Here is a 21,331-nt window from a genome sequence, read left to right as displayed (position 1 = left end):
GCCCGCCGTCGTACGGGCAACTAAGGTGAGGAGAACGGCAATGTCCATCTTGGCACGCGACATCATGACCGGCGGGGCAGAGTGCATCGGCACCAATGAAACCCTGGAGCAAGCGGCCAGGAAGATGAAGGACCTCGACGTTGGTTCCCTTCCGATCTGCGGCGAAGACAACCGGCTCAAGGGCATGCTCACCGACCGGGACATAGTGGTCCGGTGCCTGGCTGACGGCGGCGACCCCAAGAGCACCAAGGCGGGTGATCTCGCCGAGGGCAAGCCCGTGACCATCGGCGCCGACGACACGGTCGAGGAAGCCATCAGGACCATGCAGCAGCACCAGGTGCGCAGGCTGCCGGTCATCGACGGCCACAACCTGATCGGAATGCTCAGCCAGGCCGACATTGCCAGGAACTACCCGGAGGACCGGGTGGGCGAACTGGTGGAGTTCATCTCCTACTGAGCGTCCGGCTGCCTGTCGGGCTGAGCGTCGGCGGCATCAGCGGGCTCTGGTTCGGCAGGCTCGGTGGGGGAAATCTGGGCGTCCGGGTACACCTGCTCGGGGCGGTCGCCGTAATAGCGGGCGAGCCAGCGGCACAGCCCGTCGAGGCCGGGAAACAGCACACGTTCGGTGACGTTGGCCTGGTCCAGGTGGTTCCGGATGGCCCATTTCAGCTCAGCCGGAAACACCACCTTGCGGTACAGCTCCGGATGCTCCGCCAGCCAGTCCGCCAGCGAAGCCTCCGGATCCGTCATGATCGAGAACACGGCAGACTGGTTGACGATCCGGTCATCCAGCGACGGCGGTTCGAAGAACAGCGGGACGCCGCCGCCGTCGTCGGACCTGTACTCATCGAAGGCTTCCAGCGACTCAGCGGCGGCGGTGAGGATCTCCGTGGTGAACAGACCGTGGCCCAGCGGCTCCACATGGCTCCGCAGGCCCGACGGCAGCAGCTCGTGCGCGGCCACATAGTCCACGCACCAAACCACGCCGGGGCGCCCGTAGCCCCGCAGGTTCGAGGTGGCAAAGTGGAGTGCGACATACGGGGAGAACGTCCAGTCGAGCAGGCGGGTGGGAAGACCGTGGTGCTGCGCAACGCTGAGCCAGTTCCAGAGCGAATCGCCGGGCGTGGCATTCCGGTGGGCATACTTCTTGAAATTGCGCAGCAGGTGCTGCTCGAGGCCGCCGGCGGCTTCAGCCTGCAGCCTGGCGAGGCCGGTCTCCAGCGGATAGTCGTCCGAGGAGAGGCCGCGGTAGGCGATGTTGATGCGGTACTTGGCCTCTGACGGCTGCCACTGGTCCTGGGTCAGGGCAAAGATCAGCTCCTGAAGATCTCCAACCTGGACTTCCTGTCCGTTTCCCACAGAACCGCCTTTTGGACTGGCGCCAACACAACTTGCGCCGGGTACTTATCTTCAGATACTAATCATGCTTACTATATTCATGCCAGCATCGGACAACCGCAGGAGAATCTATGAGCAGAGTGCTTGCCACTTTCACCGCCGTGCTTGCCCTTGCCGGTGCCGGGCTTTTGCTCGCTGCGCCGTCTTATGCAGGGCCATCCGCGACGGCCGCAACAGCGGCTGTCCACGCCGGGGCAGCTCAAGCTGTCGCGGTCCAGATGGGGACGTCCGATGCAGCCGGAACGCCGGCGCCCACCGGAAAGTCGTCCCCGTCCGCAACCCCGTCGGAGCCTCCCGCCAACCCAGGCACAGGAGAACCGGCCGAATCGGAAGCCAACCGTCTCGACTACGCCCCGTACGTCATCGCGGCGGTGTTGATTGTCACCCTGATCGTCATCTTTGTCTGGCGACGCCGCCGCGGGAACAAAACCGTGGTCTAAGCGCCGCCGAGAACGGGCTTCCTTGCAGAGCACATCACAGTAGCCGTTTCACCAATTCCAACTAAGGAGTAGGCGCCATGACCACCATGGACAGCGCGGCCGGTGCAAGGTCCCGGCTGCAAAGGGCCGCCCAGGCCGTCGGAGGAGTATTCCTGCTCGTCGGCATCCTCGGCTTCATTCCCGGCATCACCACGAACTACCCGTCGCTGGGAATGGCCGGCCCCGCCTCCGAAGCCATGCTTCTGGGCGTCTTCCAGGTCTCCATCCTGCACAACATCGTCCACCTGCTCTTCGGCGTGGCCGGCCTGCTCATGGCCCGGACACCGGGACAGGCAAAGAGCTACCTGCTGTACGGCGGGGTCATCTATCTGGTCCTGTGGCTGTATGGCCTGCTGATCGGCCACGACACCGCGGCGAACTTCGTTCCGGTCAACACGGCTGACAACTGGCTGCACTTCCTGCTGGGCGTCGGCATGATCGGACTGGCCCTGCTGCTGTCCCGCAACACCAGGACGGTCCACGGTCCCGCCACGGGCCATTAACCAGTAAACCTTTTGCGGGGGTGCCGCAGGCGCTATCCTGATGCCGTCGGTTCTGTGAACCGCTCACGGTGTTGCCGGCACCCCCGCACCAAACGGGGCGTTGAAGCGCGATGCCGGGGAGTGGCAGAAGATGACCGCATATCAGCAACCAGCCAGCACCACCGCCACTGAGGCTCCCAGCGTGGTGCCCCGCCGAAAAGGCAGCATGGTGGTCAAATGGATCACCTCCACCGACCACAAGACCATCGGGTACATGTACCTGATCGCGTCCTTCGTGTTCTTCTGCCTCGGCGGCGTGATGGCCCTGCTCATCCGCGCCGAACTCTTCGAACCCGGCATGCAGGTCCTGGTGACGAAAGAGCAGTACAACCAGATGTTCACCATGCATGGCACGGTGATGCTGCTGATGTTCGCCACACCGCTGTTCGCCGGCTTCACCAACGTGATCATGCCCCTGCAGATCGGCGCGCCGGACGTCGCGTTCCCGCGGCTGAACGCACTGGCCTTCTGGTTCTTCCTGTTCGGCTCAACGATTGCGGTGTCCGGTTTCATCACCCCGCAGGGATCCGCCTCCTTCGGATGGACGGTCTACGCACCCCTCAACAACACCACGTTTACACCGGGCATCGGCGGTGACCTGTGGGTCTTCGGCCTGGCACTGTCCGGCTTCGGCACCATCCTCGGCGCGGTCAACTTCATCACCACCATCATCTGCATGCGCGCGCCCGGCATGACCATGTGGCGCATGCCGATCTTCACCTGGAACACCTTCATCACCTCGGTGCTGGTGATCATGGCCTTCCCGCCGCTGGCCGCCGCGCTGTTCGCCGTCGGCGCGGACCGCCGCTTCGGCGCCCACATCTACGACCCCGAGAACGGCGGGGCGATCCTGTTCCAGCATCTGTTCTGGTTCTTCGGGCACCCGGAGGTGTACATCATCGCGCTGCCGTTCTTCGGCATCGTGTCCGAGATCTTCCCGGTCTTCAGCCGCAAGCCGATCTTCGGCTACAAGGGCCTGGTCTACGCGACCATCGCCATCGCCGCCCTGTCGGCCACGGTCTGGGCGCACCACATGTACGTCACCGGCTCCGTGCTGCTGCCGTTCTTTGCGCTCATGACCATGTTCATCGCAGTCCCCACCGGCGTGAAGTTCTTTAACTGGATCGGCACCCTGTGGGGCGGTTCGCTGACGTTTGAGACCCCCATGCTGTGGAGCATCGGCTTCCTCATCACGTTCCTCTTCGGCGGCCTGACCGGCATCATCCTGGCCTCACCGCCGCTGGACTTCCACGTCTCCGACTCCTACTTCGTGGTGGCGCACTTCCACTACGTGGTCTTTGGCACCGTGGTGTTCGCGATGTTCGCCGGCTTCTACTTCTGGTGGCCGAAGTGGACCGGCAAGATGCTCAACGAACGCCTCGGCAAGATCCACTTCTGGATGCTTCTTCTGGGCTTCCATGGCACTTTCCTCATCCAGCACTGGCTGGGTGTTGAAGGCATGCCCCGCCGTTACGCCGACTACATGCCCCAGGACAACTTCACGGCCATGAACCAGTTCTCCACCTTTGGCTCGTTCCTGCTGGGCGCCTCGCTGATTCCGTTCTTCTGGAACGTCTTCATCACCGCCAGGAGCCGGGAAAAGGTGGAAGTCGACGATCCGTGGGGCTTCGGGGCTTCGCTGGAGTGGGCCACGTCCTGCCCGCCGCCGCGGCATAACTTCACGTCCCTGCCGCGCATCCGCTCTGAGCGTCCGGCCCTGGACCTGCACCATCCCGAGCTGCGCGTCCGCGAGCACGACGCCGTGCACACCCCTGCCGCCGACGTTCTGGGCGCTGCAGACATCGGCGAGCGTGACGTGAAGAACCCGAACCCGGACGTCTGACTCGCCGGTCCCTGACACCGGCCGCTGGGGGGAAAGCACCTTCCGCCACAGCCTGAGGCCCCGGACTCCTAGGGGAATCCGGGGCCTCAACGTGTTCAGTTCAGGTAGCTGTGTTCGGTTCGGCGACTGCGCAGTTCAGCTAACTTATGGCCCGGCTCAAGCAGCCGCCGCGACCGGGAAGCGGCGCGCTCCGGCACCCATACCGCCGTCGGCCGGGGCCAGGACACGGACGTTGCATTCGGACTGCTGCGGATCAATGGAACGCGGCAGGTGGTGCGTTTTGGAGCATTCCCGCAGCTGTTCCAGGGCGACGGGTTCGACCCGGGCGTGGCTGACATCGACGACGAGCTGCAGGCCCTGACGGAGGTGGTTGGCGCGCTTCATAACGACGTAAAGAGCTTGGATGCTTTGGGCGGTTACATGTCCCTGGGCGGCGACCTGAGCCTCACCGCAGTCAAGGTCCACGCGGACCAGTACCTTGAGCTTCTGGTTCAAAACTTCTCCCCTCATGCGCGGCCGCGACGCTGCGACCGGATCTAACCCTAGCCTGCATGTGACCCAGGTAACAGGAAAATCCCGAATGTTGCGGAAATGGAACATTTGCGCCCAAGCACACAAATGGTCCGCCGACGCGGGAATCCCCGCGTCGCCGGACCATTTGCGCATCCTCAGGTGTTTGCGCATTCTCAGGCGTTTTGCGCGTCATCAGCCGCGCTGCCGGGCGTTTTTACGTGCTCGACGACGAGGGCGGACGGGCGGGCGGGCAGCCTAACTGCGGGTCGGGTCAGGGCGCAGTGGCTCGGGCCCGGGGTCCGGCACCGGCAGCGGGCCGGGCGGCTCGGGCGTGGGAACGGGGTTCGGCGGCGCGGGACGGGACGGGTCTGGCCGCATCGGATCCGGTCCGGGCTCCGGCGGAAACGGCTCTGGTTCATGCACTGGCGGGATGGTCATGCTTCCCCCTCGAAGGCTCGTATGGGTTCCATATTGCTGACGCGAGTTCAGGATACGCCCGGCGCCTTAACTGGGACAGGGCCTTGGCCTGCGGGCGGGAGCGTCAAAAAGCCAACCTCTCCCCCGGTAGCGAACGGCCGCCCAAATGTCCGAGCGGCTCTATATATTGAGGAAATGACCCACACTCCGCTGCAGCAATCCGCAAGCTCCTCCGCCGCTGCTCCGCCCCGGCCGCCCGTCGCAAAGAGGGTGCCGGCCGAGCGCACGCACCATGGGGACACCTTTGTGGACCAGTATGAGTGGCTGCGGGACAAGGAGTCCGAGGAGGTCGTGGCGCACCTGAAGGCAGAGAACGCCTACCAGGAAGCCCTCACAGGACATCAGGAACCGCTGCGCGAGGCCATCTTCCAGGAGATCAAAGGCCGGACCAAAGAGACAGACCTGTCCGTTCCGAACCGCAAGGACGGCTGGTGGTACTTCAGCCGGTCCGTCGAGGGCAAGGAGTACGGCATCCAGTGCCGGGTCCGCGCCCAAAGCACGGGCAATCCGGTGGCGGACTGGACGCCGCCGGCGGTGGAGGCCGGCGTCGAGATCCCCGGCGAGGAAGTCCTGCTGGACGGCAATGTGGAAGCCGAAGGCAAGCCGTTCTTCTCCGTGGGCGGCACCGCCGTCACCATCGACGGAAACCTGTACGCCTACGCCGTGGACAACTCCGGCGACGAGCGGTTCACCCTGCGGATCAAGGACCTGCGGACCGGCGAACTGCTGCCGGACATCATCGAGAACGTCTTCTACGGGGTTTCCTTCTCCCCTGACGGCACCCGCATCTTCTACACCGTGGTGGATGATTCCTGGCGGCCGTACCAGGTCAAGTCCCACGTCCTGGGCAGCCCCGTCACCGACGATGAGGTAATTTACCAGGAGGACGACGCCGCCATGTGGCTGGGCTTTGAGCTCTCCTCGGACCGGCGCCACCTCGTGCTCGGCATCGGCTGCTCCGAGTACAGCGAAACGCGCCTGCTGCGCTTTGACGATCCCGGCGCTGGCCTGTCCACCGTTATCTCCCGCAACGAACGCGTGCTTTACGAGGCCGAACCGTTCCTGCTCGAGGGCCCGGACGGGCAGAAAACTGAACGCATCCTCATCACCCACAACCGGAACGCCGTGAACTCGATGGTCTCGCTGGTGGACCCGGCCGAGCTGTCCAAGCCGCTGGCCGAGCAGCACTGGAGCACCGTCGTCGAGCATTCCGACGACGTCCGGGTCAACGGGGCCGGGGTTACTGCGACGCACCTCGTGGTCTCGATCCGGAAGGACACCATCGAGCGCGTCCAGGTGATGCCCCTGTCCGGGCTGGGCACTGCCGCCCAGCAGGCTCCGGTGGAGCCTGCATTTGACGAGGAGCTGTACACCTCGGGGGTCGGCGGCTCCGACTACGAAGCTCCCGTCATCCGGCTGGGCTACACGTCCTACTTCACCCCGTCGCGCGTGTACGACTTCGTCCTGCCCACGCCGGAGCGGCCGGCCGGCGAACTGCTGCTGCGCAAGGAAAGTCCCGTGCTGGGCGGCTACGACGGCTCGGATTACGTGGCCACCCGCGAGTGGGCCGAGGCCGCCGACGGCACCCAGGTCCCCCTCTCGGTGCTGCGGCACAAAGCCGTTGCCCGGGATTCGACGGCGGCCGGCCTGGTCTATGGCTACGGCTCATACGAGCTGAGCATGGACCCGGGCTTCGGCATCGCCCGGCTTTCACTGCTGGACCGCGGCGTTGTGTTCGTCATCGCCCACATCCGCGGCGGCGGCGAACTCGGCCGGCACTGGTACGAGGACGGCAAGAAGCTCAGCAAGAAAAACACGTTCACAGACTTCATTGCGGCCACAGACTGGCTGGCGCAGTCCGGCTGGGTGGCACCGGACCGGATCGCCGCGCTGGGCGGATCCGCGGGCGGCCTGCTCATGGGCGCGGTGGCCAACCTCGCTCCGGAGAAGTACACCGCCATCGTGGCGCAGGTTCCGTTCGTGGATCCCCTCACCAGCATTCTGGACCCGGAGCTGCCGCTGTCGGCCCTTGAATGGGAGGAATGGGGCAATCCGATCACCGATCCCGCGGTGTATGAGTACATGAAGTCGTACACCCCGTACGAGAACGTCCGCGAGGTGGCCTATCCGAAGATCGCGGCGGTCACGTCCTTCAACGACACCCGTGTGCTCTACGTGGAGCCGGCCAAGTGGGTGCAGGAACTGCGGAACAAGACCACGGGCAGTGAGCCGATCGTCATGAAGATTGAAATGGACGGTGGCCATGGCGGGGCCTCGGGCCGCTATGTGCAGTGGCGCGAGCGGGCCTGGGACTACGGCTTCATCGCGGATTCGCTGGGGGCCACGGAGCTGCTGCCCGGCGCCGGCCTGAAATAGCGGATCCATTGCTCCGGAAGTGCCCTTTTGAACGCTCAGAAGGGCATCCTCGGAGCAACGGACGGGGTTTTCGGGGATTCCTGCCCGCGCTGGGGTGTTTCCAGGAAATAGTAATCCTGCTTACTATTGACGGGCATACGGGCTCGGTGCACCTGTCCGCTGGGGGCGGGGAATCCGACGCCGGAACTGGAGCATAGCGTGAGCAATGAACAGGGATTGACCCCGCTTTCCGACGACGAACTCAATGCGCAGGCGGGCACTGCCCTGCCGGACAAGGAAGTGGCGTCCGTACTCGACCTCAACGCCGACCTCGACCTTGGCGTCAGCGCCGCCGCGCCGATCGACCTCGCCGTTGCGGCCAACGCCAACGTCGCAGCCCCGATTGATGCGGCGGCCTCGGCCAACATCCTGTCCTTCGGGTCGGAATCGCAGGCCCTCGCCGACCAGGGCGTCATCATCGACCAGGGAATCACGGCGGATGCCACGGCAGACTCCGTGCAGGACAGCACCATCACCCAGGGGTCGGGTGTTGAAGGCGGGAACATCGACGGCGGTACTCCCGACAGCACCTCGGACAGCGTCATCGACGGCGGCGCGCTGCCCGATGGCACGCTGCCCGACGGCACGCTTCCCGACGGCACGCTTCCCGACGGCACAGGTGTCGGCGCCCTTCCTGTCGATCCTGCCGATGCCCTCGACGGAGACCTGCTCAATGTCAACGTGGATCTCGCGGCCGACGCCGACATCGCCGCCCCGATCAACGGCGCCGTGGCCGCGAACGCCAACGTTGCCGCGCCGATCGACGCCGCAGTTGCAGCCAACATCGGCTCGATCGACAGCGACGCCTTCGCCGTGGCCCAGCAGGACGCCATCATCACGCAGGACATCGACGGCGAGGCGACCGCATCGGCAGATCAGCAGTCTGATCTGCAGCAGTAGTCCCTGCATGAGCACTAAACGCAGCGGGCCGTCCGGCGTGGACGGCCCGCCAGTCTCCCCTAGCGCCGTCGTAATCGGCCGAGACAGAAACGCCGACGTGCCGGTGCGGGCGGCGGGAATGCAGCTCATCGGCGAGGCGAAGGGGTCCGGCTACCGGGAGGCCCCCTCGCTGGTCCGCCGCGCCGACGGCCAGACCATCCAGCTCACCCGGCTGCTTTTTCACGTCCTCGAAGCCATCGACGGTGCCCGTGACATGGATGGGATCGCCGAGGTTGCCAGCACGCGGTCCGGCCGGCTCATCAGCGGAGACAACGTCAGGACGCTGATCGAGGGGCAGCTGCTGCCGCTCGGTCTGCTGCAGCTGGCGGACGGGTCACAGCCGGAGGTCAGACGAGCGGATCCGCTGCTGGGCATGCGGTTCCGGTACACCGTCACGGACCCGGAGCGGACCCGGAAGCTGACGGCACCGTTCGCTGTGCTGTTCAATCCGCTGATCGTGGCAGTTGTCGCCGCGGGATTCCTGGCATCGTGCTGGTGGGTTTTGATGGTCAAAGGCCTGGCCTCGGCCACACATGACGCCTTCGCGAACCCGTGGCTGCTCCTGCTGATTTTCGCCGTCACGGTCCTGTCGGCAGGCTTTCACGAATTCGGCCATGCGGCGGCAGCACGCCGCGGCGGTGCCACTCCCGGCGCGATGGGTGCCGGGCTGTACCTCGTCTGGCCAGCCTTCTACACGGATGTTACCGACTCCTACAGGCTGGGGCGTGGCGGCAGGCTTCGCACGGATATGGGCGGCCTGTACTTCAACGCCATCGTCGCGATCGCCACCATGGGTGTCTGGTGGGCCACAGGTTTCGATGCGCTGCTCCTGGTGGTGCTCACACAGATCCTGCAGATGGTGCGCCAGCTCCTGCCCCTGGTCCGCTTCGACGGCTACCACATCCTTGCCGACGCCACCGGCGTGCCCGACCTCTTCCAGCGGATCCGGCCCACGCTGCTCGGGCTCCTGCCCTGGCGCTGGGGCAAGCCTGCCCCCGAGGCACAGGCCCTCAAGCCGTGGGCGCGCGCCGTCATCACGGTCTGGGTCCTGGTCACCGTCCCCCTGCTGCTGCTCAGCCTGGTGCTGATGGTCGTCTCCTTCCCGCGACTCCTGGGCACGGCGTGGGCGAGCCTGCAGCATCAGCAGGGCCTTCTGTCCGGAAGCCTTGCGAGTGGGAACTTCGCCGACGGTGCCGTGCGCGTCCTGGCGATTGCCGCCGTCGTCCTTCCCGTGGTGGGCGTGGTGTACATGCTGCTACGGCTGGCGCGGCAACTCCTCACGGGACTCTGGACCAAAACCCGGGGCAGGCCGCTGCAGCGCGCGACCGCCTTGGCAGCGGTGGGCGCCGTCGCCGCCGGGCTGGCGTGGGCGTGGTGGCCGCTGCCCGACAGCTACCGCCCGGTGCAGCCCTACGAACGCGGGACGCTCGTCGATGCCACGGCCGCCGTCTATCCCGTCTTAGCCGGTAGGGACGGAGTCCTTCACGCGGGCCGGACGGGGCAGACGGTGGCGCTCTGGCCGGACGGCACCGCGCTGCCCACGCGGGAGCAGCCGCAGCTCAGCATGGTGCTCGTGCCGAGGCAAGGCGCGGCACCCGCGTCCCCGCCCGGCCAAACGGACCGGGGCCAGGGCCAACCGGCCCCGGACGGAGACCAAGGTCCGGGTACGGCATCTGGCGACGCCGCGCCGCCGTCATGGGTCTTCCCCTTCGACAAGCCCCCGGCCCCGGAGGAGAACGGCAACCAGGCCCTCGCCGTGAACACGACCGACGGCTCCGTCAGCTACGACGTCGCGTTCGCGCTGGTGTGGGCCGAGGACGGGCCGGTGAATACCCGCAACGAGGCCTATGCCTTCGCCAGTTGCACGGACTGCGCGGCTGTGGCCGTCGGGTTCCAGGTGGTCCTGATCGTGGGCCAGGCGGACGTGGTGGTGCCCGAGAACCTTTCCGCCGCCGCGAACTACAACTGCGTCCGCTGCCTGACGTACGCCCTGGCCAGCCAACTGGTGCTCACCCTGGACGGACCGCTCAGCACCGACGGCACGGCCAGGCTCAATACGCTGTGGCGCGAGATCGCCGAGTTCGGACGCACCCTGCAGGGCGTTCCCCTGTCCGAAATCGAGGATCGATTAAGCGCATACAAGGCACAGCTAATGGAGATCATCCGGACCGATCCCAGCGCCAAGCCCCAAACCGGCACCGGCACTCCGTCACCGGGATCATCGCCGTCGCCCGGAACCAGCGACGGGTCTGACCCGGACTCCGGATCCCGGCCGGATGAACCGACGCCGGGTCAGCCGGCCGCGCCGGGTGTTCAGTCGCCGGGCGTCCAGTCGTCGGGAGCAGCATCGCCGGGTGCCCCGTCGCCAGGAACGACGGCGGACCCCGCGGTTCCCGCACCGGGAACGGGAACGACGCCGGTCCCCGCCGTTCCCGCCCCAGCCCCCACAGGTGCGGAGCCGGCCCCGGCGGCTACGGCTCCTGCCAGCACCGTGCCCGCGTCACCGGCGCAGGACCCGGCAGGCCCGTAGGGCCGCGGCAAGTCGTCGTTTCGCCGAAAATGGCCGCCTGAGACCGGGCGGCCATTTTGGGCAATTGGTGGACCCAGGAGACCCAGACAACGGTTTGAGCGGCTAGATGACGAGACGCCAGCCACGGGGTTCCCGCTGAACGGCGACGTGTCCCAGGCAACATATATTTAAATGATGCTCTCGGCGCTCAAGAAATACCTGCTGCTTCCGAAACTGGTGAAGCTGTCCTCCAACGCGCCAAAGGACCCCCGCGTTGCCTGGGACCAGTACTGGGGCCGGGTCGGGGCCACTGGCGCCCGCGGCGACGTGCTGTGGGATTCCGGCAGTGACCACGAGCTGCAGGCGTATCTGGAGCACCTGACGCGGCAGCTGGACCCCAACATTCCCGTCGTCGATGTCGGGTGCGGCAGCGGAGTCTTCAGCCGCGCGCTTGCCGCCTACTTTCCGTATGTTCTGGGGGTGGACGTTTCAGCCAACGCCGTCGCCCGTGCGGCCGCCGAATCTGACGGGCTGCAGCGGGTCTCCTACATCGCGGCCGACATGACGGCTCCCGCGGGCACCCGTGCAGTGGCCGGCGCCTTGGCCGCAGCCGGGTTCTCCGGTGAAGCCAACATCTTCATCCGGGGCGTCCTCCACGTGCTGAAACGGCCTGCCCAGGCGGCGTTGGCCGGACAGTTGCACCCGCTCGTGGGCAAGCGCGGCCGCGTGTTCCTGGCCGAGACCAACTTCCGTGGGAACCCCGTCGAATACGTCAGCCATCTTGGTGCGACGGTGCACTCCATCCCCGGCCCGCTCGAAAAGGCAATCCGCGCCCTGCCCATCCCCGGCCGCTTCGGCGCCGAGCAGCGCAGACGGGCCTTTCCGGAGGCCCAGTGGGATGTGGTGGAAGACGGCCCGGTCACCATCGAAACCCGGCCCCTCACGTCCGCTGACCGACCGGAACAGATCCCGGGCTATTTCGCGGTACTCCAGGCACGCTGAGGGCGCGAAGTAGCCAGCCGGCGAGCAGGACCTGGGACTACCTGACCTTCAGCCAGGCGAGGGCGTCGGCCTCGGACGTGAAAAACCTCGTCGGACACGGGAGCTTGTTGATGCCCAGGAAGAAGTTGGCCATCACCCGGTCCACCGGAGACGAGCCGAGCAGCGCGATCCTTGAAGCCTGGCACGGACGGCCGAAGACGGCACGCGCGCCTCGGCTCACATCGGCGGTCGTGGCCATGTCCACGAGCATGGGGTGCCGGTTCTGACCGCAAAGGATGTTTACCTTCTCCATGGCGGCCTCGGCATCGGCCTCGGTGATGCTGGCGTCCCGCGCCCAGGTCAGCCGCAGCAGGTCTTCGGGATCCAATTCCAGGTCGAACAGCGTGCGCCGGCCCGTGCTGTAGGAATCCAAATCAAACCTCCGCAGTAGCTAAGGGGACAAGTATCACGGTACAGCCATCCGTACGCGGCCAACGCTCCGCGGACTGATAATGTGAGTCCAAAGTCACGGTAGCCTCAAAAGGCACTCGCAACACAGGGGGCACATGGTCCAGGCACCGGCGGAGTTTGCCTCCGCACCTCGCGAGGCGGTGGTCGCGCTCACCGATGCCGCCCGCCTGGACGCGGTGGCGTCGGTTCTCACCGATTCGGGTTTTACCGTCCGCAAAGCGCCCGACGCCGGATCACTCGCCGATGCGCTGGAAGGCAACAGCGCCGCCGTCGTACTTCTTGATACCGAACTGACGGACGGGTACGCGTGGGAGGGCACCCCGGTGCTGCTGCTGGTGGACCTCGCCGGCGACTTCGACCTAGCCCAGCTCGAACCTTGGGGCATCGCCGACTACATCGCTTATGACGCCGCCGCCCGGGAGCTGACCCATCGGGTGGAAACGCTCATTGGCCGGGCCCGGGAACGCCGCCGCATCCGTGCTGAAGCCGAGTTTCTGCGCGAAAGCCTCCGCAACGTCTCGGCCGCCATCCGCGGCACCAATAGTCCCCAGCAGATGGCGGGGCACCTGGTCCGCGGCTTCGGGGAATCCCTTGGGGTGGACCACGTCTGGTTCACCACCTTCCAGGATTCGCGCGTGCCAAGGATCAGCGCCCAGTGGTGCCTGCCCGGCCACGCCAAATTGCCAGACACGCTCGGGTCCTTCGAGGATGCAGCCCGGGAGCAGACGACGTCCCTGTGGTCGGCGGCCGAGGCCCTCGCGGTTCCGGACCACCAGGCCGAACAATCGGCAGCACTGGCCGAGGGATTGCGTGAGTGGTCCGGCCTGGGCCGGGTCCGCGCGTCGGTTGCCTTGCCCGTCGGAGAAGGCGAGACGGCCCTGGGCATCGTCTGGATGGCGCAGGTGGCGGGACCCCGCGACTGGACCAGGGCCGAGATCGCCCTTATCCAGCACGTCGCCGGCAACCTCGCCCACAGCCTCATCCAGGGCCACCTGATCAGCGCCCAGTTGCAGGTGCTGCAGCAGCTCCGGGAACTGGACAAGGCCAAGACAGACTTCCTCGCCACGGTCAACCACGAGCTCCGCACGCCGCTCACGTCCATCACGGCCTACCTCGACATGATCCGCGATGGAGCCGGGGGCCCCGTTCCCGCGGGCATCGAATCCATGATGGACGTCATCTCGCGGAACTCCGACCGCCTCCGACGGCTGATCGAGGACATGCTCACGGTCTCCCAGCAAGACACCCCCGGCACCCTGAACCTCAAGCAGGTGGAGCTCGGCCAGGTCCTGCGGATCGTTGTGGCCGCACTGCGCCCGCTCGCCGAGTCGCGGAACGTCACCATCGCCGGCGCCGACTCGCACGAGGACGTCAAGGTCCAGGCCGACGAGGCCCAGCTGGAGCAGGTCTTCACCAACATCGTGGCGAACGCCATCAAGTTCACCCCCCATGGCGGGCGGATCAGCATCACCTTCATGTCCGCTGACTCCGCCGGCGGGAGCCCCTGCGCCGCCGTGAGCATCACGGACACAGGGGTGGGGATTCCCGATCAGGAAATCGCCCAGGTGTTCACGCGTTTCTACCGGGCATCCAATGCTTCCTCTGCGGCCATCCCGGGAAGCGGTCTGGGACTCGCCATCGCACAGGACATCGTCCGCCGCCATGGCGGCTCACTGGACCTTTCGTCCGTTCTGGGCAAGGGAACCACCGTATCCGTGACCCTTCCGGTGGACGGGCCCCAGGCCGGGGACGACGACGACGCAGGGTCCGGCGGCCCCACGCCCGACGCCTAAACAACCGGCTGAGCCCAAACGAAAGCCGCCCCGGGCCATTAGGGTCCGGGGCGGCTTTCGCAATTTTGCTCGGCCAGGGGCCAGTCCTAGTGGGGCCACCAGCCGACGCTGGCGTAATTGACCTCGGAGCTCGAAGTCGAGGACGTGGAGACGTCCTTGTCCTTCGACGCCGCATTGGCAGGAGCAGCGAAGCCTGCGACTGCAAGGATGCCGGTCATAACAAGTGTTGCGGCAAGTTTCTTCATCCGCTGTCCCTTTCGTTGTTTGTAGCTGTAAACCGAATTGCACATTACGGCGACAGTATACGGTCATCAGATCAAGGTTTGGTCAAGTCAAATCCTGTCAATTCCGAAGGATTTGCCATGTTTTTCCCGACCGCTCTTGCAATCGCCGTAACAACCCTTGTTCTGCCTTGTACCTCGGCCTTCCGCGGACGAGATTATGCATAATTGGGAGCATGCCTATGCAGCGTGACCTGTCCCCGTTCGTGATTGCAGAGCTGGCTGCGCGCGAAAGCTGGAAGCGGCGGGACTACACCGCCGGACACGATCAGGCCGGGCACGCCGCGGAACTGGCCCGCGAGGCCGGCGACGAGCTGCGCTGGTGGAAAATGGTCCTGTTGCAGGCCGAATGCCTGCGGGACCAGGGCGCCATGCAGGAGTGCCAAAAGCTCGCCGCGGAACTCGCGGCCCACCCGGTTGCGGGTTCGGCCCCCGATCTGGGTGCCCGGGCAGCAATGCTGCTGGCGCATTCACTGCAGGGCCTTGGCCGGCTCCACGAAGCAGTGGATGCAGCTTCCACCGCGGCCGGGCTGGTGGCCGGCGACTTCGAAAATGTATACCTGCACATTCACGCCCAGCAGGCCCTGATCGCCGCCCTCGCGGAAAGTGGCCGGCTCGAGGACGCCTGGCAGGAGTGCATGGACCTGGAGTCGCTGCTCACCGACCACGTGGATGAAGATACGGCTGGCAAGGCCTACTGGGTGATTGGCAACGTCGCGTTCCTCAGCACCCGGGTTGGTGAAGGCGGCCACTACCACGACCTGGCCGCGGGCAAACTCTCCCCCTCGCAGGACGTCGCCCTGTGGGCTCGCTTCAACCGCGCCTCTGCGGAAATGCGACTGCAGGCCAAGCTGGCCGACGCCGCAACGCTGCGCTGCATCGAACGCGCGGAACTTGCCACCGAAGTGGTGGGCGGCAGCGAACGGGACATCCTTGAGATGTCACTGGTCCGTGCCCACTGGTGCTACCTCACCGGGGACATGGAAACGGCAATCAGCCTCCTGACCCCGCTTCGCAGCAAGTTTCCCATCCTTGCCACCCAAACCGCGGCGGAAGCCACCTTCATCCTGGGCAAGGCACTGATGGCGCAGGGACACGAACCGGAATCGCTGCAGATGCTTGACGATGCCGCTACGCTGTTCGATACAGCTGCTGCACCGGAGCGTAGCGCCACCGTCCGTGGTTTCATCGCCTCAGCGGAGCCTTCGGACCGGCGCCAACAGCAATTTCTCCAGGGGGGGTAATGCCAGAAGCCAGAGTGTTTCCCGGTGCCGCGCCGCTGCAGCCCGGGGCGCCTCCCGCCGCTGCCGTCTTCACTGTGTTGCCCGACCTTGCCGTCAAGGCGGTCCTCCCGCCCGGCGCGCACCTGAACGAGACTGCGGCCGCCCAACTGCACACCCGCCTCGGCGAGCTGGCCGGCGACCGGAGGGTCGCCGTCGTACTTGAACTGACGGGAGTGGCCTCCGTGACCCGCGCGGCACGGGCTGCGTACGCAGCGATCCCGTCGGTATCCGCCTGGGCGATCCTGGGTGAATCCCCGGTGGACAGGCTGCTGGGGCACTTTCTGCTGGGCGGCGAATTCAGCTCCGTGCCGGCCCGCTATTTCACCGCGGAAAACGACGCCCTCGACTGGTTGGGCCGCCTTGACGATGTTCTCTAACGACGATCCCCGGCTCGGGAAGCTGCTCGACGGAATCGTCCGCCTGGCAGCCGGGGAACTCCACTCGCGCATTGAAATTTCCGAGGCCAGGGACGAGCTGGACGCGGTGATCATGGGCACCAACCTGCTCGCCGAGGACCTGCAGATCATCTACCAGGAGCTCGAGCAGCGCGTGGAATTGCGCACGCGCATGCTCAACGCAGCGCACGAAGAGCTGCAGCAGATGGCGCTCACCGATTCGCTGACGGGACTCTACAACCGGTCGGCGCTGGTCAGCGCCGTCAACGCGGCCCAGGCAGAGGTGGCCGACGGCGGGCTTCCGCCGGCGCTGCTGCTGCTGGACCTGGACGCATTCAAGAGCATCAATGATTCGTACGGCCACTCCATGGGCGACCAGGTGCTGGCCACTGTGGGGGCACGGATCCGCTCGTGCGTGCGCGACGGCGACATGGTGGCCCGGCTGGGCGGCGACGAGTTCGCCGTCCTGCTCCCTGCCACCACGCCGGCCAAGGCGGCCGCCGTCGGAAACCGGATCCTGGATTCGCTCAACGGAACCCTTCAAGTGGACGGCAAAACCATCCGTTGCGGCGCGAGCCTGGGGCTTCGGATTGCGGATCCCGGCGAGACATCGGAGGAACTGCTGATGGAGGCGGACATCGCGATGTACGCCTCCAAGGCCGACGGCCGCAACAAGCTGCGCGTGTTCGAACCGGCCATGCTGCATGCCCGGCAGCTCCGCAACCAGCTGGTGGGGGAGCTGCGCGAGGCTATCGCCACCGACCAGCTGGTGCTGTACTACCAGCCGGTCATCGAACTTGCCTCAGGCAAAATCGAAGGCGTGGAGGCCCTGATCCGCTGGAGACACCCCAAGCGCGGCCTGATCATGCCGGACGAGTTCATCCCCGTCGCCGAGGAAACCGGCCTGATCTCGGAGCTTGGCAACTGGGTGCTGAAGAATGCGGTGGAGCAGCTCCGGCTCTGGCGAACGTCCTCCGCAACCAGCCGACACGACTTCGACATGCGCATCAACATTACGGCGGCGGACCTTCAGCGGCTCCAATTCATTGAGGACGTCCGGGAAGCGCTCACCGCCGCGGACCTCGAGCCGGCCCTCCTGGTCCTGGAGCTCACGGAAGGCGCGATCATCCAAGGCAACGAGCTCGACAGGTACACGCTCGCCAGCCTCCGGAAGCTGGGCGTGGGCTTGGAGATCGACGACTTCGGCACCGGGTACTCGTCCATCAGCTACCTCCGGCGCCTGCCCGTGGACCGGGTCAAGGTGGACCGGACACTGCTCACCGCCCTCGGTAGCGACCCCGCGCAGCCGGCCCTGATCGCCGCCATCCACCAACTCATCCGGGCCTGCGGGCTTGAGGCTGTGTGGGAGGGCGTCGAGAACGCGGAGCAGGCCGAGCACCTCCGCAGCACGGGCTGCATCAGCGGGCAGGGCTACTACTTCAGCCGCCCCCTCCCCGCCGCCGAGTTCACTGACCGCCTGGCCCGACAGGACGTTTGGCCCGGCTGAGGACTGTTGACTGCGCCCGCTGACCAGGCGCCTAGCCTCCAACGACGGCGGCTGTAGCCTCGGCGATGGCGCGCTCTTCGTCCGTGGGCACCACCAGCACGGGGATGGCGGAAGCCTCGGTGGAAATCACGCGGGGTTCCTTGGACCGCTCACTGTTCAGCCCGGCGTCGAGCTCGATGCCCAGCGCCCCCAGCTTCTCCCCCACCAAGGCACGGAACTGGTGCGAGTTCTCGCCGATCCCGGCCGTGAACACCAGCGCCTTCGCCCCGCCGACCGCCACGTGGTAGCCGCCGATGTACTTGGCCAGCCGGTAGGAGGTGACCGCGAGGGCGGTGGCCGCGCGGGAATCACCGGACTCGGCTGCCTCCACCACCGACCGCATGTCGTTGTTGCCGGCCAGCCCCTTGAGCCCGGACTCGCGGTTGAGCATCGAATCGAGGTCCTCGGCGTTCCAGCCGGTGCGGGCCAGGAACACCAGGATGGACGGGTCCAGGTCGCCGGAACGGGTCCCCATGACCAGGCCCTCCAGCGGCGTGAAGCCCATCGATGTGTCCACGGACTTGCCGCCCCGGATCGCCGTGACGGAGGCGCCGTTGCCCAGGTGTGCGATCACGCCGTCGAACTCCTCCACCGGAATGTCCAGCAGCGCGGCAGCACGGTTAGTGACGTATCCGTGCGAAGTGCCGTGGAAGCCGTACCGCCGGATCCCGTGGTTGGTGTAGAGCTCGTCGGGAACGGCGTAGCGCCAGGCGTGCTCGGGCAGGCTGCGGTGGAAGGCGGTGTCGAACACGGCCACCTGCGGCATGTCCGGCCACTTCTTCGTGATGGCGCGGATGCCCAGCACGTTGGCGGGGTTGTGCAGCGGCGCCAGCGGGTTGAGCCGTTCGATGGCGCGGGTGATCTCGTTATCGACCAGCACGGGCTCGCCGAACCGCTCGCCGCCGTGCACCACCCGATGCCCCACCGCGTCCAGCTGCCGCTCGCCCAGCACCTCATGAATGGCCGCGTCCACCTGTTCGAGGGCTTCGGCATGGTCCGCCGGGCCCACCACCTCGCCGTCGCCCTGGCCGCCGTTGGACACCCCGATCCGCTCGATCAGGCCCTCGGTGAGCACGCTGCCCGTGGCGACGTCGCGCACCTGGTACTTGAGCGAGGACGAGCCGGAGTTGATGACAAGCACGAGCATGGGGCCTCCTAAGCCTTGGCTGCTGTAACGGCGGACGATTCTGTGGTGCTGGGGGTTTCCAACGGGACGGCCAGGCTCTGCGCCTGGATGGCGGTGATGGCCACCGTGTTCACGATGTCCTCCACGGTGCAACCGCGGGAGAGGTCGTTGACGGGCTTGCGAAGCCCCTGAAGGACGGGCCCGACGGCGACCGCTCCGGAGCTCTGCTGCACCGCCTTGTACGTGTTGTTGCCGGTGTTGAGGTCCGGGAAGATGAACACGGTCGCCTGCCCGGCGACGGACGAGCCGGGCATCTTGGACTCGGCGATCGAGGCATCCACGGCGGCGTCGTACTGGATGGGGCCCTCGACGGCGAGGTCCGGGCGGCGCTCACGGACCAGGTCGGTGGCCTGCCGGACTTCCTCCACGGCCTCGCCCGAGCCCGAGCCGCCGGTGGAGTAGGACAGCATGGCCACCCTCGGCTCCACCCCGAACTGGGCCGCGGTCTCGGCAGAGGCCAGCGCGATGTCCGCGAGCTGCTCCACGTTCGGGTCCGGGTTCACCGCGCAGTCGCCATAGACCAGCACACGGTCCGGCATGAGCATGAGGAACACAGAGGAGACGATCTTCACGCCCTCCCGGGTCTTCACGAACTCCAGCGCCGGGCGGATCGTGTGGGCCGTGGTGTGCGCGGCGCCGGACACCATGCCGTCCACCACGCCGAGCTGGACCATCATGGTGCCGAAGTAGCTTTCGTCCTGCATGACCTCCAGTGCCCGGGCCAGGTCAACGCCCTTGTGCGACCGGAGCTCGGCGTACCTGGCTGCGAAGTCCTGGCGCAGCTCGGACGTGGCGGGGTCCACGATGTTAATGCCGGCGAGGTCGATGCCCCGGCTGGCGGCGAGCTCCCGGACGTCGGACTCCCGGCCCAGCAGCGTCAGGTCGCAGACGTCCCGGCGGTGCAGGATTTCGGCGGCCTTCAGGATCCGGATGTCCTTGCCCTCCGGTAGCACGATGTGGCGGCGCTGCGAGCGGGCACGTTCGACGAGGTCGTGCAGGAACCGCAGCGGCGTCATCCGCTCGGCACGGGGCAGGTGCAGGCGCTCGAGCATCTCGGCCTCGTCCACCTGCCGGGACCACAGGCCCAGCGCTGACGCCACCTTGCGCCGGTGGCCGCTCCAGATCTCGCTGCGGACCTCGGACACGCGCCGGGCCGTCGTGTAGGTGTCATCTTCCGTGGCGAACACCGGGAAGGGCGCGGAGGCCAGCAGCGGGTAGATGTTGGCGTCCGGGGCCAGGCCGCCGGTGAGGATCAGCCCGGACGGCACGGGGAACTCGGGCGAGAACGACGACGCCAGGCAGGCCACCATCACGTCCGCCCGGTCACCGGGCACGATCACCAGCGCGCCGTCGTCGAGCACGTTCAAAAAGTTGCCCACATTCATGGCGGCGACCTTGACGTCACGGACGTCCCGTTCCATGTCCGCGCGGCCGGCGATCTGCCGCAGCGCCAGGGCCGCACCCACCTCACCGGTGGTGGGCCGGGCGATATCCTCCAGCTCCGGGAAGACGTACACCGGCCGGCCGGACGCGCCCGGCTTCACGGCGGCAATGATCGCGTCCACGTCCTCCGGGTCCGCCCGGTTCACCATCATGGCCAGCAGCGAGCACTTCTCCGCGGCGAGTTCCTTGCGGGCAACGTCGACGGCGGCCGCGGCCTCCGCCACGCTGCGCCCCTTGGCGCCCACCACCGCCACGACGGGCGCGGCCAGGTTGTTGGCCAGGCGGGCGTTGAGGTCGAATTCGACGGCGGCGTCGTGGCCGGTGAGGTCCGTGCCCTCCACGATGATCACGTCGCAATGCCGGCCCATCTCGGCGAAGATCTCCACGCAGCGGGAGTCGATGTCCTCGCGCCTGCCCTCGGCGAGCAGGCCCCTGACCTCGGTGAACGTCAGCCCGCCGCGGCAGCGCTGGTCGTCCAGGTCGAAGCGGGACTTCATGAGCGCCACCATCGGATCCGCGCCGGCGTCGTCGCCGTGGACCACGGGTTTGAAGAATCCGATCCGGTCCGCGTGCCGGTGGAGCGTGTCCGCCAGGCCCAGCGCTATGAGCGACTTCCCCGATCCCGGAGTGGTCGCACTGACATATATCCCTTTGGCCATGATCTGTCCTCTGGTTGGAAGCTCCTGCGTGGAACGTACTGCATTGGACGTGCCGGACTACTGACTTGACGCGCCGGGGCGCGCACTCCCCCATACTTTCACTTGTTGCCGTGCTTCCGGGAGCAGACAATGGTGTTGATTGCCACGTCGGCGCACAATCGCCGTCCCGGATCCGGAG

At 66.6% G+C, this 21,331-nt stretch carries 18 protein-coding genes; 12 read left to right on the top strand and 6 right to left on the bottom strand.

Annotated elements, in window-relative coordinates:
• Window positions 1-40 precede the first annotated feature (40 nt).
• Entirely contained in the window at window positions 41-457 is a 417-nt protein-coding gene (locus CXZ05_RS06150; protein ID WP_102971736.1) for a CBS domain-containing protein, read from the top strand.
• On the opposite strand, the gene CXZ05_RS06145 is transcribed toward CXZ05_RS06150, so the two are convergent.
• Window positions 451-1,359: an FRG domain-containing protein gene (locus CXZ05_RS06145; RefSeq protein WP_102971735.1), complete on the bottom strand. Its 909-nt coding sequence runs from the start codon at window positions 1,357-1,359 to the stop codon at window positions 451-453. The genes CXZ05_RS06150 and CXZ05_RS06145 overlap by 7 nt on opposite strands.
• A gap of 110 nt (window positions 1,360-1,469) precedes the next feature.
• Here CXZ05_RS06145 and CXZ05_RS06140 point away from each other — a divergent pair, with 110 nt between their 5' ends.
• From CXZ05_RS06140 to ctaD, 3 genes are all read left to right on the top strand, one after another.
• Window positions 1,470-1,838, top strand: a complete 369-nt coding sequence (locus CXZ05_RS06140) for a LuxR family transcriptional regulator (protein WP_102971734.1) — start codon at window positions 1,470-1,472, stop codon at window positions 1,836-1,838.
• Window positions 1,839-1,915: 77 nt separating this feature from the next.
• Window positions 1,916-2,380 carry a DUF4383 domain-containing protein gene (locus CXZ05_RS06135; RefSeq protein WP_102971733.1) on the top strand — a complete coding sequence of 155 codons (465 nt, stop codon included), beginning with the start codon at window positions 1,916-1,918 and terminating at the stop codon, window positions 2,378-2,380.
• A gap of 130 nt (window positions 2,381-2,510) precedes the next feature.
• A complete protein-coding gene (ctaD, locus tag CXZ05_RS06130) occupies window positions 2,511-4,262 on the top strand; it encodes a cytochrome c oxidase subunit I (RefSeq protein WP_102971732.1) in 1,752 nt (583 codons plus the stop codon).
• Window positions 4,263-4,418: 156 nt separating this feature from the next.
• Here ctaD and CXZ05_RS06125 read toward each other — a convergent pair whose 3' ends face one another.
• A complete protein-coding gene (locus tag CXZ05_RS06125; RefSeq protein WP_102971731.1) occupies window positions 4,419-4,757 on the bottom strand; it encodes a hypothetical protein in 339 nt (112 codons plus the stop codon).
• A gap of 630 nt (window positions 4,758-5,387) precedes the next feature.
• Between CXZ05_RS06125 and CXZ05_RS06115 the strand changes: the two genes are divergently transcribed.
• The 4 genes from CXZ05_RS06115 to CXZ05_RS06100 all read left to right on the top strand — a co-directional run bounded on the left by CXZ05_RS06115 (window position 5,388) and on the right by CXZ05_RS06100 (window position 12,117).
• Window positions 5,388-7,628 carry a S9 family peptidase gene (locus tag CXZ05_RS06115; protein WP_102971729.1) on the top strand — a complete coding sequence of 747 codons (2,241 nt, stop codon included), beginning with the start codon at window positions 5,388-5,390 and terminating at the stop codon, window positions 7,626-7,628.
• Window positions 7,629-7,826: 198 nt separating this feature from the next.
• On the top strand, window positions 7,827-8,567 hold the full coding sequence (locus CXZ05_RS06110; protein WP_258006466.1) for a peptidoglycan-binding protein: 741 nt from the start codon (window positions 7,827-7,829) through the stop codon (window positions 8,565-8,567).
• Window positions 8,568-8,574: 7 nt separating this feature from the next.
• On the top strand, window positions 8,575-11,136 hold the full coding sequence (locus tag CXZ05_RS06105) for a hypothetical protein (RefSeq protein WP_102971728.1): 2,562 nt from the start codon (window positions 8,575-8,577) through the stop codon (window positions 11,134-11,136).
• Window positions 11,137-11,310: 174 nt separating this feature from the next.
• Window positions 11,311-12,117, top strand: a complete 807-nt coding sequence (locus CXZ05_RS06100) for a class I SAM-dependent methyltransferase (protein ID WP_102971905.1) — start codon at window positions 11,311-11,313, stop codon at window positions 12,115-12,117.
• 37 nt (window positions 12,118-12,154) lie between these two features.
• On the opposite strand, the gene CXZ05_RS06095 is transcribed toward CXZ05_RS06100, so the two are convergent.
• A complete protein-coding gene (locus CXZ05_RS06095; protein WP_102971727.1) occupies window positions 12,155-12,529 on the bottom strand; it encodes an STAS/SEC14 domain-containing protein in 375 nt (124 codons plus the stop codon).
• A 133-nt stretch (window positions 12,530-12,662) separates the two neighbouring features.
• Between CXZ05_RS06095 and CXZ05_RS06090 the strand changes: the two genes are divergently transcribed.
• Entirely contained in the window at window positions 12,663-14,360 is a 1,698-nt protein-coding gene (locus CXZ05_RS06090; RefSeq protein ID WP_102971726.1) for a cell wall metabolism sensor histidine kinase WalK, read from the top strand.
• Between the two features lie 86 nt (window positions 14,361-14,446).
• Here the strand turns inward: CXZ05_RS06090 and CXZ05_RS23030 are convergent, their stop codons facing one another.
• Window positions 14,447-14,605 (bottom strand): hypothetical protein, encoded by a 159-nt coding sequence (locus tag CXZ05_RS23030; RefSeq protein ID WP_180987291.1) that lies wholly within the window; start codon window positions 14,603-14,605, stop codon window positions 14,447-14,449.
• A gap of 212 nt (window positions 14,606-14,817) precedes the next feature.
• On the opposite strand from CXZ05_RS23030, the gene CXZ05_RS06085 reads away from it, so the two are divergent.
• The 3 genes from CXZ05_RS06085 to CXZ05_RS06075 are packed head-to-tail and all read left to right on the top strand — an operon-like array spanning window position 14,818 to window position 17,826.
• Window positions 14,818-15,885, top strand: coding sequence for a hypothetical protein (locus tag CXZ05_RS06085; protein WP_258006465.1), 1,068 nt, complete (start codon window positions 14,818-14,820; stop codon window positions 15,883-15,885).
• Window positions 15,885-16,301 carry a hypothetical protein gene (locus CXZ05_RS06080; RefSeq protein ID WP_146033058.1) on the top strand — a complete coding sequence of 139 codons (417 nt, stop codon included), beginning with the start codon at window positions 15,885-15,887 and terminating at the stop codon, window positions 16,299-16,301. The genes CXZ05_RS06085 and CXZ05_RS06080 overlap by 1 nt, the downstream gene beginning before the upstream one ends.
• Window positions 16,291-17,826 (top strand): bifunctional diguanylate cyclase/phosphodiesterase, encoded by a 1,536-nt coding sequence (locus CXZ05_RS06075; protein ID WP_102971723.1) that lies wholly within the window; start codon window positions 16,291-16,293, stop codon window positions 17,824-17,826. The genes CXZ05_RS06080 and CXZ05_RS06075 overlap by 11 nt, the downstream gene beginning before the upstream one ends.
• A gap of 31 nt (window positions 17,827-17,857) precedes the next feature.
• On the opposite strand, the gene CXZ05_RS06070 is transcribed toward CXZ05_RS06075, so the two are convergent.
• A complete protein-coding gene (locus CXZ05_RS06070; protein ID WP_102971722.1) occupies window positions 17,858-19,012 on the bottom strand; it encodes an acetate kinase in 1,155 nt (384 codons plus the stop codon).
• Between the two features lie 8 nt (window positions 19,013-19,020).
• On the bottom strand, window positions 19,021-21,153 hold the full coding sequence (gene pta / locus CXZ05_RS06065; protein ID WP_102971721.1) for a phosphate acetyltransferase: 2,133 nt from the start codon (window positions 21,151-21,153) through the stop codon (window positions 19,021-19,023).
• Window positions 21,154-21,331 lie beyond the last annotated feature (178 nt).

Source organism: Arthrobacter sp. AFG20, from assembly GCF_002892795.1.
Classification (GTDB): domain Bacteria; phylum Actinomycetota; class Actinomycetes; order Actinomycetales; family Micrococcaceae; genus Arthrobacter.
Note: the sequence above shows the minus strand (reverse complement) of the source record. Positions and strands in the feature narration are given on the sequence as shown.